Origin of the sequence: Microcoleus sp. AT8-B5, assembly GCF_036705565.1 — a bacterium.
In the GTDB taxonomy this organism is placed as follows: domain Bacteria; phylum Cyanobacteriota; class Cyanobacteriia; order Cyanobacteriales; family Microcoleaceae; genus Microcoleus.
The window spans coordinates 110,508-124,043 of the sequence record NZ_JAUBUY010000005.1; the positions used below are offsets into that span (position 1 = coordinate 110,508).

The 13,536-nt window shown below is 45.5% G+C and carries 13 protein-coding genes; 5 read left to right on the top strand and 8 right to left on the bottom strand.

The genetic code is table 11. From position 1 onward, the window contains the following. Positions 1–472 precede the first annotated feature (472 nt). Together clpP and clpX are read left to right on the top strand one after the other, a co-directional pair. A complete protein-coding gene (clpP, locus tag QUB39_RS05555) occupies positions 473–1,162 on the top strand; it encodes an ATP-dependent Clp endopeptidase proteolytic subunit ClpP (RefSeq protein ID WP_333041644.1) in 690 nt (229 codons plus the stop codon). A gap of 9 nt (positions 1,163–1,171) precedes the next feature. Then, on the top strand, positions 1,172–2,515 hold the full coding sequence (gene clpX / locus QUB39_RS05560; protein ID WP_333054758.1) for an ATP-dependent protease ATP-binding subunit ClpX: 1,344 nt from the start codon (positions 1,172–1,174) through the stop codon (positions 2,513–2,515). 301 nt (positions 2,516–2,816) lie between these two features. On the opposite strand, the gene QUB39_RS05565 is transcribed toward clpX, so the two are convergent. Then, positions 2,817–4,898, bottom strand: a complete 2,082-nt coding sequence (locus tag QUB39_RS05565; protein WP_333054757.1) for a DNA polymerase III subunit gamma/tau — start codon at positions 4,896–4,898, stop codon at positions 2,817–2,819. On the opposite strand from QUB39_RS05565, the gene QUB39_RS05570 reads away from it, so the two are divergent. Then, the gene (locus QUB39_RS05570; protein WP_333208245.1) at positions 4,875–5,111 is read left to right on the top strand and encodes a hypothetical protein; all 237 of its coding nucleotides are present in this window, start codon (positions 4,875–4,877) and stop codon (positions 5,109–5,111) included. The genes QUB39_RS05565 and QUB39_RS05570 overlap by 24 nt on opposite strands. A gap of 325 nt (positions 5,112–5,436) precedes the next feature. Continuing rightward, positions 5,437–6,348, top strand: a complete 912-nt coding sequence (locus QUB39_RS05575) for a hypothetical protein (RefSeq protein ID WP_333054755.1) — start codon at positions 5,437–5,439, stop codon at positions 6,346–6,348. 17 nt (positions 6,349–6,365) lie between these two features. Here QUB39_RS05575 and QUB39_RS05580 read toward each other — a convergent pair whose 3' ends face one another. The 6 genes from QUB39_RS05580 to QUB39_RS05605 form a co-directional block, all read right to left on the bottom strand. Beyond that, the gene (locus tag QUB39_RS05580) at positions 6,366–7,088 is read right to left on the bottom strand and encodes a DevA family ABC transporter ATP-binding protein (RefSeq protein WP_333208244.1); all 723 of its coding nucleotides are present in this window, start codon (positions 7,086–7,088) and stop codon (positions 6,366–6,368) included. Positions 7,089–7,215: 127 nt separating this feature from the next. Continuing rightward, complete coding sequence (locus QUB39_RS05585) at positions 7,216–7,566, bottom strand: multidrug efflux SMR transporter (protein WP_333208243.1); 351 nt, start codon at positions 7,564–7,566, stop codon at positions 7,216–7,218. A gap of 56 nt (positions 7,567–7,622) precedes the next feature. Further along, a complete protein-coding gene (locus tag QUB39_RS05590; RefSeq protein WP_333208242.1) occupies positions 7,623–8,210 on the bottom strand; it encodes a hypothetical protein in 588 nt (195 codons plus the stop codon). A 335-nt stretch (positions 8,211–8,545) separates the two neighbouring features. Continuing rightward, positions 8,546–9,706 (bottom strand): ABC transporter permease DevC, encoded by a 1,161-nt coding sequence (devC, locus tag QUB39_RS05595; RefSeq protein WP_333208282.1) that lies wholly within the window; start codon positions 9,704–9,706, stop codon positions 8,546–8,548. Positions 9,707–9,895: 189 nt separating this feature from the next. Then, entirely contained in the window at positions 9,896–11,539 is a 1,644-nt protein-coding gene (locus QUB39_RS05600; RefSeq protein ID WP_333208241.1) for an HlyD family efflux transporter periplasmic adaptor subunit, read from the bottom strand. Between the two features lie 71 nt (positions 11,540–11,610). Beyond that, positions 11,611–12,348: a phycocyanobilin:ferredoxin oxidoreductase gene (locus QUB39_RS05605; RefSeq protein ID WP_333208240.1), complete on the bottom strand. Its 738-nt coding sequence runs from the start codon at positions 12,346–12,348 to the stop codon at positions 11,611–11,613. Positions 12,349–12,487: 139 nt separating this feature from the next. On the opposite strand from QUB39_RS05605, the gene tatA reads away from it, so the two are divergent. Then, complete coding sequence (tatA, locus tag QUB39_RS05610; protein ID WP_006632937.1) at positions 12,488–12,679, top strand: twin-arginine translocase TatA/TatE family subunit; 192 nt, start codon at positions 12,488–12,490, stop codon at positions 12,677–12,679. Between the two features lie 61 nt (positions 12,680–12,740). Here tatA and panB read toward each other — a convergent pair whose 3' ends face one another. Beyond that, positions 12,741–13,517 (bottom strand): 3-methyl-2-oxobutanoate hydroxymethyltransferase, encoded by a 777-nt coding sequence (panB, locus tag QUB39_RS05615; protein WP_333208239.1) that lies wholly within the window; start codon positions 13,515–13,517, stop codon positions 12,741–12,743. Positions 13,518–13,536: the final 19 nt, after the last annotated feature.

Sequence of the window (13,536 nt, forward strand, 5' to 3'; positions counted from 1 at the left end):
CAGCCCTTCTTCGTGTCAACAAACACGTTAAACCCGCAGTCGGGCAGGGGTTTAAACCCCTGCCTCAAAGCGCAAGTCCTCGCTATGAGGACTGAATAATTCATTAGTCCTCATAGTGAGGACTTTAGCTATAAGCCCCGTGGAATTGATTCCCTGGCGGACTAGCGGGCCCACTGGTGGACTTGGCAGGCTGAAAGCTTAAGTGGACACTAATTGGCTCTTGGAGTGTGCCTAGGGCGGGGATCGGGGGTATCTGAAGTGCGATCGAATTTTACGTTTAATGTCGAGCTACTGTTGAATTTGGGTTAAATAGTCACAAGATTTTTGCTCGACTATGCCCTGTTTGGCCAATGCCCAATTCCCCATTCCCCCGATATCTGTTCAGAAGAGGCATAATAGTTAAAAGCTGGCGGCTTAATTTAAAGCTTTCATCAGCAGCAGCAAATTGTCTAGAATCCTTGACTGGTGTCTTATGGTTGTATCTCAATCTTCCAATTACCTAATTACAAGCTATAACGATTTTGATGTCAGTTCCAGCCCCAGCAATGTAGTGCCGATGGTGCTAGAACAGTCGGGGATGGGCGAGCGGGCTTTTGACATTTACTCGCGCTTGCTGCGGGAGCGAATTGTGTTTTTAGGAACTCCCGTAACCGACGAAGTTGCTGACTCAATAGTGGCTCAGCTATTGTATCTAGATGCCGAAGACCCAGAAAAAGATGTCCAAATGTACATTAATTCCCCCGGTGGCTCGGTGACGGCCGGCATGGCAATTTATGACACAATGCAGCAAATCCGCCCGGATGTGGTGACGATTTGTTACGGTTTGGCAGCGAGTATGGGCGCATTTCTGCTGACAGCAGGAGCTCACGGTAAGCGGATGTCTCTTCCGAGTTCCCGGATTATGATTCACCAGCCGCTTGGAGGTGCTCAAGGTCAAGCAGTTGATATTGAGATTCAAGCCAAAGAAATCCTTTATCATAAGCGTAAGCTGAATCAACTGCTAGCGCACCACACGGGTCAACCGATCGACAAATTAGAGGCGGATACAGAGCGCGACTTTTTTATGTCAGCCGAGGAAGCCAAAAATTACGGTTTGGTCGATCGAGTTATCGCTAAGGAAAACCTTCCGACGGCGGGAGAGAATGTCACTGCACTGAATTAAGAGGCTGTTATGTCTAAGTACGACTCCCATCTAAAATGTTCGTTTTGTGGCAAGTCTCAAGAGCAAGTACGCAAGTTGATCGCAGGGCCCGGGGTGTATATCTGCGACGAATGCGTTGACTTGTGCAATGAAATTTTAGATGAGGAGTTGTTTGATTCGAGTGCAGTGCCCGCAGCGGCGGTGGCTCCGAAGCAGGAAACGACGCAAAAGCGCCGCGGTACTTCGGGCAAAAGTATGTCGCTGAGCCAAATTCCCAAGCCGAGGGAAATTAAAAATTATCTCGACGAAAATGCGATCGGGCAAGATGAGGCGAAAAAGGTGCTCTCGGTGGCAGTTTACAACCACTACAAGCGCCTGAGCTTTATCCATGCCAAAAATAGTGGCAAGCACCCGCCGGAAGAAGTAGAACTGCAAAAATCGAATATTTTGTTAATCGGGCCGACTGGTTGCGGCAAAACTCTGCTGGCTCAGACTTTGGCGGATATGCTAGACGTACCGTTTGCGGTGGCTGACGCGACGACGCTGACGGAAGCGGGCTATGTCGGGGAAGATGTGGAAAATATTTTGCTGCGGCTGCTGCAAGTGGCAGATATGGACGTGGAAGAGGCGCAGCGCGGAATTATTTATATTGATGAAATTGACAAAATAGCCCGCAAGAGCGAAAATCCTTCGATTACGCGGGATGTGTCTGGGGAAGGCGTGCAGCAGGCGCTGCTGAAAATGCTGGAGGGGACGATCGCCAATGTACCTCCCCAAGGCGGGCGCAAGCATCCCTACCAAGACTGCATCCAAATTGATACCAGCAATATCATGTTTATCTGCGGTGGTGCTTTTGTCGGTCTGGAGAAAGTGATAGAGCAGAGAACGGGCAAAAAGTCAATGGGCTTTATTCAGCCCGGAGAAGCTCAGCCGAAGGAAAAGCGGGCTGCTGATGTACTCAAGCAACTGGAACCGGATGATTTGGTGAAGTTTGGGATGATTCCTGAGTTTATCGGGCGGGTGCCGGTGGCGGCGGTGTTAGAACCGCTGGATGAGGAAACGCTGATGGCGATTTTGACGGAACCCCGAAATGCTTTGGTTAAGCAGTATCAAAAGCTGCTGAAGATGGATAATGTGCAGTTGGACTTTAAGCCAGAGGCGATTCGGGCGATCGCCCAGGAAGCATACCGCCGCAAAACTGGAGCACGGGCGCTGCGGGGAATTGTCGAAGAATTGATGTTGGATGTGATGTACGAGTTGCCGTCGCGCAAGGATGTTGCCCGGTGTACGATTACTAAGGAAATGGTCGAGAAGCGATCGACTGCTGAGTTATTGGTACTTCCGTCTTCGCTACCAAAACCGGAATCGGCTTAAAAGTTTTCACATTGTCAATAAGTCTTTTAGGGCGGGATCTCCTGCCCAACCCATACTCCCCACAAGAAAATTCACTCTTTGTGGAACAGGCCGGAAAGCCTGTTCTTGAGCATGGTACAACATATCATATCGTTTCCGGTTGCATCGAAATTATTAGTAGCCGAAATTAGGAGACGGCAGTGCCGTCTCCCTACCCAAAATAACATTGTAGGGAGATGGCACTGCCGTCTCCTCTATCATTTCCAAGAGTGCAACCGAAATTGATATCATATCAAGCCAATGCCCAATGCCCAATTCTCATTTACCAATCAATAAAATCATCCTCACCTAACTCAGAAGATAACTCGGAAAAATCAGGTTCAGATTCCAATCTAAAAGTTTCCGACTCCCAAATCTCCAAGTCATCCGACAAATCGACTACTTGCCCGTCAAACATATCAGCCCATTGCCTAGCCCTATTCGCGACATCTCGCGCGTCATCACGCACCGCTATAGCCTGAGCGTTAAAGTCAGTTTGAGAGTCTGTAGAACCGTTTGTGGGCGATCGCGATTCGGAAATTGCCGGCACATTAACAGCGGTATTTTCAGTCGCAGGCGGGTGTTTTTGTTCTTCTCTACCCTTCCCCAAAAAATCATCTGTAATCTCAGAAGCCGCCGACTTCTGCACCTGTTGGCCCGCATCATCCGCAGGATGAGAATTGCTGGCATTTTCGCCACCACGTCCGTTAGAAGTTGGCAAATTCTTGGTGCGGGAACTATTAGTTTCAGCGGGATTTGTCAAGCCCACCTTTACTGTTACTCGACGGTTAAAAATTTGCAAAAAAGCTTCTGCAATATTAGCTACTTTGTCTTTAACCATATTGAGCAACGGCTGCGAACTAATCTTAACATAAGCAGTATCATTGCTAAAAATTACTAGCTGTCCATGTTGACGAAGCAGCGATTGAGTTCCATGGGGCCGCACGCGGTCAAGTACCTGTTCCCACACTCGATTTAAATCGATTTCATCGCCTGAATTAGCCGGGGAATAATTTGTTTGATTCGTTTCCGCAGTTGGTGCAGGTGCAGGAATCGCTGCAGGAGGTGTGTTTTCTATTCGATTAGCCACAGGCGGCGACTGCGGCGGAGGATTTTGCGAATTGGGAACAGAAGATTGTTCAATATTAGATGTTTGACTTCCTCCCGATTGTAGGGGCGGTGCCCCCGTGCCCGCCCTTGGTTGGGGGGGGTAATTTTGTGGTGGTTGAGCAACATTTTTCGCTGGTTCGGCTGTTGGTTGCTGCTGAGTTCTAATTGCTGATGGCAATAATCCCAACAGCGTTACTTCCAGCCACAAACGCGGCTGAGTGGTGTTTTTAATTTGCACTTCGTGGGTTTGCAAATGTTTCTGACCGGCCAAAATCAACTCGGCATCCCAATTGCGGGCAAAATCCCCCAGTTTTTCCCAAGTGGCCGATGTTAAAGCTACTAAATCTGACCGTTTCGGGGCAGCTTTGGCTATTAGCAAATCTCGGTAAAAGCTCGCGAGACTTTGCAGCACGATTAGCGGTTCCCGACCGCGATCCATTAGGTGACGAGTCATGTCTATTAATGCTGTAGCGTTATCTGTATCAATAGCTTGCAGCAAATCCATTAAATCATTTTCGGGAACCGCACCGACTAAATCCCAAACTTTTTCGACTGTTACTTGACCGGGAAATAAGCTCAGTTGGTCGAGCAAACTTTCGGCATCTCGCAGACCTCCTTGGGCGATTTGAGCAACCATTTGTACTGCATCACTGGCAATATTGATGTTTTCTAATTGGGCAATTTTGTGCAAGTGAGCAATCATTGCTTCGAGTGGTATGCGGCGGAAGTCGAACTTTTGGCAACGAGAAATAATAGTTGGTAATACTCTTTGTGGGTCGGTTGTGGCGAGGACGAATACAACGCGATCTGGCGGTTCTTCTAATGTTTTCAATAAGGCATTAAATGCCTGGGTACTGAGCATATGAACTTCGTCGATTACATATACTTTATAGCGGCACTGTACGGGCGAAAATTGAGCTCGTTCAATCAAATCCCGAATGTTATCTACTCCGGTGTTGCTGGCGGCGTCAATTTCGATGACATCTAGTGTCGAACCTCGGGCAATTTCTTGGCAAACGTTGCATTTGCCACAGGGTGTGGGGGTGGGGGCTACCGTAGAAATACAGTTGAGGGATTTGGCGAAAATTCGGGCACTGGAGGTTTTACCGGTGCCTCTGGGGCCGGTGAATAGATATGCTGGTGCTATGCGCTCTTGTAGGATGGCGCTGGTGAGGGTTTGGGCGATCGCCTCTTGACCGACTAATTCGGCAAATGTCTGAGGGCGATATTTGTGGTGCAGGGGTTCGTAGGTCACGATCGAATATTGGTGGTATTAGCTGTAATCTTAGCTAAGGAGACGTTGTTCGATCGCAAAGAGAGCTCGACTCTCACAGCAAGCCGCCCGGTGGGCTTGCACGGGGGGAGTGAGCCAACAGTAGGAATTAGCACTCTTCAATGTCCGCCCCTCGATCGTCCGGGCGATCGACTGTTCTGCTTGATGTTTTCCGCAGCTCGCTTCCAGAGTTAGTATTAATTTATGTGTATTTCTTTTTATTTTTCTAGAAAAGGAGACCCCCGAACCAACATTTTTTTTAGCTGTATTGGTATAATATCTTACAGACAATTCACCATTTCTATTGGCCAGTACCAGCGCACGATTTTCCGATATTTCGGAAACCTGCTTGCAGTTAAAGATAAAGTATTAATTAGAGGGTGCGTGTTCCAGTTGCAGAAATCCAGTTGTACCAAGATGATGGTGGAATGATGTCAATGTTGGTTGATCCAGTTGCACTACCAGCTCTACTCTGGAGTCCTGTATAAATATAGCGTCAAATTTTACCCTTTAAAAGCCCATGTCAACCCAAATAATCCTTGTAGAACCAAGGTTGGCAGTAGCCTCTCCCAAACCTAAACAGGCTAAACCCGGAGATCCGTCCTCAGACCAACTCTTCATGGGAGCGTCGGGATTACTGTTGTTATTGCTTATCGGTTTAGCTGTGTTTACCAAGCTAAAACTCGACGATTTGAGCAAAAAGCTCAAGTTTGAGGAGTTTAGAAATCGAGAACTCCAGAAAAAATACAAAATGGCTCTGGAAACCATGTCAAAGATGGAAAAGAATCCCGACCTTATCCACTCGCGAGACTTTAATTTAGACTACCTGAGAATGCGAATGGCGGAAGAAGTCTTTCACTTTGCCATTGTGAATCAGATTAAGGTAAAAGTCAAAGAGAAAATTAGTATTGCCCTGCGTCCGACTCAGGCTGCAGTGGGAGATAAAAACGGGAATGCCGGCAGTGGCAGGCAAGTGGATTCGATGTTTGATATCGAATACGAAACTGGCGATCCGGCGGTAAAAATAGAAAAACGAGTGCTGTTTCGGATTCAAATTAAGCTGATGAAACTGCCGACTCAGGCTACATCAGCGACAATTAATCAAATTATTGACTGTTTGGAAACTTATCTGAGTCCTTCAGACGACCACGACAGTTGGCAGCCGACAATTCAAGGTCGCATCGTTCATATTGAGTGGGATCAAAAAGCCAAGCCGACGCCGATGTTGGTGCTGGAACAGTCGAATGAAGGGGTGAATGTTACCTTTAGGACTACGAGAACGCCTGCGGGCCGACCTGCAAATGACCTTGAGAGCCAGTTGACAGGAGCGAAAGGCCAAAAAAACGGCAAAAGTAGTTCTAAAACTCCAGCCAAAGGTGCAACAAAAAGTCCTGCCAAGGTAGGAGGAAAGCGTCCCGGTTCTCGGAAATAAGTTGAGGTGGATTAATATTATTTTCCCGAAAGAACGCCTGTGGCAGCCGCTGTTGATGTATCTTGTGCGAGGTAGCCGTCTTCCATGTGAATAATGCGATCGGCTATGTCTAAAATGCGGTTGTCATGGGTGACAAGCAAAATAGTGCTGTGCTGTTCTTTGGCTAAACCTCGCATGATTTCTACCACATCTCGACCTGATTTACTGTCTAGTGCTGCTGTGGGTTCGTCTGCTAATACTAATTTCGGCTGGCTGACTAATGCGCGGGCGATCGCAACTCTTTGTTTCTGGCCGCCAGAAAGACTGTCGGGGTAATAATCTATTCTTTCTCCCAAGCCTACAGCTTGCAGCATTTCCTCTATTTTATCATTAGTTTCTTGGGGAGAAAGATGACTGTGCAATTCTAAAGACATTTGGACATTTTGCCTAGCTGTCAAGCATTTGAGCAAATTGTGAGCTTGGAAAATATAGCCGATGTCGCGACGGACTTGAACTAATTTATTTTTCGCGGTTCCCCGCAATTCTTGGTCGAGAATTTTAAGACTACCTTCTTGGATCGATCGCAAAGCTCCAATCAAGGTTAACAATGTTGTTTTACCCGACCCAGAAGGCCCAGTCATCAGCACGATTTCGCCCGGATAAATTTCGAGGTTGATGTCAAATAATGTCTGTTTGCGAAGTTGTCCTTCGCCGAAGGAATGATTGAGATTTTTAATTGAGAGAACTGGTGAAGTATTCATGGTTATTTGTTATTTGTTATTTTATAATTGCTCTTTCTCCCTTCTTTTTACCCGCTCAGCTTCGCCTTATAGCCTTCTTTTTACCCGCTCAGCTTCGCCTTATAGCCTTCTTCCTTCTTGGCGTTGTTTAATGAGATACACCTGTGAAATTCAACATAACTACGCCGATGATGATTAGGGAAATCGCAGTGATTCTAAAAACCGTGATCGGGTCTTTAAAAAAGAAAATGCCTCCAATAGTGACAAGAGCAATTCCCAACCCGGAGAAGATTGAATAAGCTACACTCACGTCTAACTTTTTAATTGCTAAATTTAAAAAGAGAAAACTAATCCCATAAAAAATTAGCATCAAAACCGAGGGAACCACTTTTGTGAAACCATCGGAAAATTTCATATAAATAGTGCCGGCTGCTTCTAAAACGACAGCAAGCATTAGATAAATCCAGCTTACAGAATAGTGTGGCTTTGGTATTGGCATTTTTGTTTCTCAATAACTTTTCTGGTTTGGCTCGTTTCCTGGATAATTGAAGGGTTTTAATTTTTCACTTCAGGATATAAGGCGTTTTGTTTCGCTCGGATAATTTTCTGTTTGACTTGATCGCCCAAATTATCTATAAGTGAATACGCTGCATCAAATCCCAAAAATGCCATAAAATATAAATTAGCCTTATACCCAAATATGCAAAATAATAAAATAGTTATTTTGGTAATAAGCCGATTGTGAAAAATTACTTGTAATACCAAATGTAACGAATTTTTATGGCGGTCGCTAAAATCATTTAACCATTCATCTGCAAAAGATGAAAACGCTATGGCCAGAAATATAAACAAGCCAGTAGATAGCGATGAGAAGTCGATTGCAACTCGAAAAATCCATAGTCTCAATACAGCAGAAATAAGGATCGATACTGTTAAAAGTCTAAAAATTAAGTTGTCTATTTTACCCGATCCCAATAATCCTACAGCTACACCTATGAAAATTATCCCAGAGATGTAGTCTATAAAGACTAAAGATACAAGTAAAAACATTGAGATAGCAGCTAGGAATAGTGCAATCTTTTTATTAAAAATCGATTCGTCATAAGCTTCATCAATGTATTTACTGGAACCTCCTAAAACCATATAACCACATAAAATGTAAAAGTTTAGCGCTAAGTTATTATAATTATTAATGATAAAAAAAAGTTTCTATTAGTATAACTAATGACAAGATGACAGCAGGGGTGACGATTTTCATAATCAAGATCAACCAAAGGAAACTTTGGGCGCGAAGGAGAGTTAGACTAAAACAAATTATAATACGCATGAGATCGATCGACCCGCTTTCTACGAATTTGGCATTTAAGAACGATAAATATACGAAGAAACCGGGTTTTTGAGACTTCTCCCCTGAACATCCATCCGTTAAATCCGTTAAATCCCGTACATTGCCCGTTGCCCAACTTCTTTTGGTTTCATTAAAAAATATCCGCCGGGTCAGCCGCCTGCAACTTCCTAACTGCGATCGCCCCCGACACAGAACACATTACCACTGTCATTGTAAACACAGTTACAACTTTCCCCAAAGTCATGTACATCGGCAAACTCGTAGCAGTTCTCGCTAAATTGTACAGCACCACAGAAATTCCAAGTCCGGGCAAATAGCCCAGGATTGCCAAAATTAAAGCCTCTTGAAAAACCACACTCAAAAAGTAACTGTCTTTATATCCCATCGCCTTCAAAGTAGCGTATTCTGGCAAATGGTCGGTAACATCAGTATAGAGAATTTGATAGACAATCACGATGCCGACAATAAATCCCATAGACGCGCCGAGAGTGAAAATAAATCCGATCGCCGTGCTTTCCTCCCAATATTTTCTCTCAAAAGCTACAAACTCTTCTTTAGAAGCAATAGTCACGTCTTGTGGTAAAGTTGCCCTCATTTTTTCAATAACCGCCTTGACATCAGTTCCCGGCTGCAAGTGAACAATTCCGACATCAATTAAGCCTCTAGTTCTTCTACTGTTAAAAATCCGCAGAAAGTTCAAATCGCTGGTAATAATATTGCCATCAGCACCGAAAGATGCTCCTAGAGTAAATAACCCCTCTACAGTAACGCGGCGGTTGTCTATTTCAGTTTCCACAGGCTTTCCCTGGTTGAAATAGTCTGCTACTGGCCCAAACTCCGGGCGGGAAGCTCGATCGAATAAAACGACATCTGAAATTTTGATTTTGTCCAAATTATCCTTAACTTCCGGCAGATCAAAGATGGGACGATTGGGGTCAAAACCGATTATCATCAGTTGGCGGGTATTGTTTTTGTCTGGTGCGGGATTTTTCCACAAACCAAAGCCTAGATATACCGGGCTGATTCCGGTAACGCCGTTAAAACTCAAAGCTTGATACAAACGCCGTTGGGGAAAACTTTTCATGGCTATTAAAGCCGTTGACTGGGTGCTGGTGATAAAAATATCTCCTTTTAATTGCGAGTGAAAGCTGATGGAACTTTCAAACAGCGCATCTCTAAATCCAAACTGGATAAACATCAGCAAGTCGGCAAATCCAATGCCGGCTAGCGCGATTACTAAGCGCATTTTTTCGCGAGTTAACTGTGCCCAAGCTAGCGGTATTTTTGCCATAAGAGTCAATCAATTTTAGATTTTAGATTTTAGATTTTAGATTGGGGATTTTGGATTGAATAATTTTAGGATTTAAGCACGGGTGTTGAGAAACCGGGTTTTTTGCCATTATATTTGATTCAACCCCTTAATCTCAGTAAAAAACCCGGTTTCTTGAGTCCCCCTGCGTAAGTTTTGTCAAGGTAAAATTTAGATATCTATTTTGACTTCAACCTGTAAGTTTGTTAGGGTTGCAACTTTTTTGCTCGATTCCGGATCGAGGCGAATTCTAACTTCGATAACTCTTGCGTCGGTGTCGGCGGCGGGGTCCGTATTGAGGACATCTTTTTTACCGATTTGTTTGCCGATGCGAGCGACTGTCCCTTCTAGAGTGCCTGCAAAAACGGGGCTGGTGACTGCTGCGCGCTGGCCGTTTCGCACTTTGGCGATGTCGGTTTCATAAACTTCTGCTACGGCGTACATTTGATCGGTGCCGCCTAGTTCTACGATGCCGTCTTGAGTGTTGACACGTTCTCCTTGTCGGCTGTGAACTTTGAGAATGTAGCCGGATACGGGTGCTTTGATGTAACTTAAGTTTAAGTCTACTTGAGCTTTTTGTTTGGCGGCGATCGCACTTTCTACGGCGGCTTGGGCTGCTTGCACATCTTCGGGACGTACTTCGGCAATTTGGTCTAGATTTGCTTTGGCTTGATTGATTTCTTCTTGGCCAGTTTCTGCTTTTTGTTTGAGTATTGCTTCGGCTTGATTAATTTGTTCTCTACCTGTTTCTATCTTTTGATTTAAGGTGGCTCTGGCTTGGTTAATTTCCTGCCTACCAGTTTCTAATTTGCGTTTGAGATTGGCTCGCGATTGATTGATTTCCTGCTGGCCTGTTTCTACTGTTTGTTTGATTGTTGCTTTCGTTTCGACTATTTGCTCTTGCAGTGTTTGCACGGTTTTTTCTAATATAGCTTGCGCTTCTTTGACTCTCTGGCGAGCCGTCTCTACTGCTAAGCGTTTGGTGTCGTAGGCGGAAGCAGAAATTGCGCCTGTTTCGGAGAGTTCTTTATTGCGTTTTTCCTCGGCTTCGGCGTTGGTTAATTCGGCTTTTAGCCGATCGACTGTAGCGTTTTGAGAGGCAATTTCGCCCCGCAATTGAGCTTCTAACCTAGCCAATTTGGCTTGCTGCACCTCTGTTTCTCTTTGGAGTTGTGCCTCAAATTTAGCAAGATTAGCTTGTTCCGCTTCGGTTTCTCTTTGCAGCGCGGCCTCGAATTTGGCGACGTTAGCTTGTTCGGCTTCGGTTTCTCTTCGCAGTTGAGCTTCTAAGCGGGCGACATTGGCGGCTTCGGCTTCGGTTTCTCTTTGCACTTGTGCTTCAAACTTGGCAACTTCTGCTTTCCCGGCGCCGACAACGCCTGTTTTTGCGCCTGCTTGAATTTTCGCTAATTCTGCTTGTTTGACTTTGACTTCTTTGTCGGCTTGTTGGAGGATTGCTTGGAGCCGATCGCGCGTATCGAGAACTGCTATGATTTGTCCTTGACTGACTCGATCGCCCTCTTCCACCTGCAACTGTTCAATTCTTGCTCCCTCCGACGCCGAAGGGGCCGACAATTTGATAACTTCCCCCTGGGGAGTCAACCTACCCAAAGCGGTAACGCTGTTGCGGGTGGCGACGGAAGTTGCAGCCGCCGTTGCAGCCGCCGCCTTTAACTCTTCGGCTTTTCTAATTTGAGATACTTGCCAAAAACCGACTCCTGTGGTAATTACAGTGGCGGCGATCGCTAAACCGATGACTCCTCGCCCTGGGGGTTTTAAAAATGATTTATCCTTAACCCGTGATTCCTTTACCATTACTTATAAAGTAGGTGATTTCCTGATTAAGTTTTTTCCACCCACTATGAAGTATTGTAAACCAATTTCAGCTATTTAGGGATATCAAAAAGCACCTCGGTCATGTAATGTTCTGCCCAATCTTGACCGAAAGCTTTTTCGAGTACGCGGCGGGTTTTGTCGTTTTGCTGCTGCTGGGTGCAGTAGTAAATTTGAGCGTCTAGAATTTTCGATCCTTCTGCGGCAGAGACTGGTTCGCAAGCGACTGCCTGTTGGCAGTGAATTTCAACGTAGGATTGAACAATATCCAGAAACCGAGTTTCTTCTTCGAGAGACTCTGGCCGCACAAACAGACAAAATTCTGAGAAAATATCCCCCCATTCGGGAATTTGGCGGGGACAAGAAAATTGGTCTATCTGCAAACTTTCCAGTTGGGTTCGGTAGGTTTCCGACAAAGTTCGATCGGGATTGAGGGGAGAAAGGTCTGCGATCGCGGCGCTAACTTGGCCTTTGCCTGCTACTATATCCGTACCGAACATCGGCAAAGCATAATTCGGTCTGGGAAACATCACGCAGTGCAGTATGTCAAGTACCGGCCCGACTTTAGCGAGTTCGAGGTGTATTTTGCGGAACTGGGGCGTTTGATAGCAGCGGTTTTCAATGATCAGTTTTTCTCCTTCCAAGCGCCCTTCTACGTATCCCAACTCAGCGGGCAGGTGGTAGGGTTCGAGGTCGAGATAGCGGTGCCATACTGCTTCCATCCGGTCTGCTAAATCGCGGATGAGATGGTGCTGTTGTTCGCGCAGAGAAGGCTGGGATATTTCTAACATTCCTATTTATCGGGGGATAGCTTAATAAAACTTGATTCTACTCTTGCAGGATGCAGGAAAAAACGTAGATACTTTAACAATATCAGTAGATTGACTTAAGATTGACTTACGATCGAGCAAGTTTTAGAGGAGATTTTGTATGTTTGGTCTGGGATTGCCCGAAATGGGCATTATTGCGGTGGTTGCCATACTAATTTTCGGCCCCAAGAAGATTCCTGAGTTAGGAAATGCTTTGGGTAAAACGCTGCGGAGTTTTAAGGAAGGGGTTGGTCAATCTGAGGATGAAGCTGTTGAGAAGGATAAAGAGGAAGAGGGCCAGCCCAAAGTGTAAATTAGGTTTGTAGTGAGGATTTTAGTCCTGATTTTTAAGGGTTCAAGCCCTCACTACGAACCTATTCGGGAAATTTGCCTTCTCTAACTTCTAGAGAATAATCTGTTACAGCTTGAGTAATTGTCTCTCGCAAATTGACATAAGCTTTTGCAAAAGGCGGCTGTTTTTCGGCAAGTCCCAACAAATCGGAAGTAACTAAAACTTGACCGTCGCAGTGCGGCCCGGCGCCGATACCAATGGTGGGAATAGTTAATTTTTGGGTAATTTGAGCGGCTAAGTCTGCGGGAATGTGTTCTAAGACGATCGCAAAGGCACCGGCTTCTTGAAGTGCGATCGACTCTGCTATGATGCGATCGGCTGCTTGGGCTGTTTTTCCTTGTTTTTTATAACCGAGTTGGTGTACCGACTGCGGAGTTAAACCGACGTGTCCCATCACCGGAATTCCGGCGGATGTTAGCTGCGAAACTGTGGCGGCCATTGCTGGATATCCACCTTCCAATTTTACAGCTTGAGCGCCGGTTTCTTTCAAAACTCTCCCCGCCGAGTGCATGGCTTGCTGGGGACTTTCTTGGTAAGTCAAAAACGGCAAATCGACCACAATTAATCCTTGTTTAACTCCACGGCGCACTGCTTTAGCGTGGTGCAGCATTTCATCGAGGGTTAGCGGTAGGGTTGTTTCGTAGCCTAAGACTGTCATGGCGAGGGAATCGCCGACTAGGATGATATCTACGCCGGCTTGATCGATGAGTTGGGCGATCGCATAATCATAAGCTGTCAGGGCAACAATTGACCGCCCTTGTTGTTTCCACTGAATTAATTGATGAGTAGTGACTGACATTTTAGTGCAAAAATATAAT

Coding starts and splice junctions, on each gene's coding strand:
- QUB39_RS05585 (WP_333208243.1), bottom strand. CDS start 7,566: ATGCCAATACCAAAGCCACACTATTCTGTAAGCTGGATTTATCTAATG.
- QUB39_RS05575 (WP_333054755.1), top strand. CDS start 5,437: ATGTCAACCCAAATAATCCTTGTAGAACCAAGGTTGGCAGTAGCCTCT.
- devC (WP_333208282.1), bottom strand. CDS start 9,706: ATGGCAAAAATACCGCTAGCTTGGGCACAGTTAACTCGCGAAAAAATG.
- clpX (WP_333054758.1), top strand. CDS start 1,172: ATGTCTAAGTACGACTCCCATCTAAAATGTTCGTTTTGTGGCAAGTCT.
- panB (WP_333208239.1), bottom strand. CDS start 13,517: ATGTCAGTCACTACTCATCAATTAATTCAGTGGAAACAACAAGGGCGG.
- tatA (WP_006632937.1), top strand. CDS start 12,488: ATGTTTGGTCTGGGATTGCCCGAAATGGGCATTATTGCGGTGGTTGCC.
- QUB39_RS05580 (WP_333208244.1), bottom strand. CDS start 7,088: ATGAATACTTCACCAGTTCTCTCAATTAAAAATCTCAATCATTCCTTC.
- clpP (WP_333041644.1), top strand. CDS start 473: ATGGTTGTATCTCAATCTTCCAATTACCTAATTACAAGCTATAACGAT.
- QUB39_RS05590 (WP_333208242.1), bottom strand. CDS start 8,210: ATGGTTTTAGGAGGTTCCAGTAAATACATTGATGAAGCTTATGACGAA.
- QUB39_RS05605 (WP_333208240.1), bottom strand. CDS start 12,348: ATGTTAGAAATATCCCAGCCTTCTCTGCGCGAACAACAGCACCATCTC.
- QUB39_RS05600 (WP_333208241.1), bottom strand. CDS start 11,539: ATGGTAAAGGAATCACGGGTTAAGGATAAATCATTTTTAAAACCCCCA.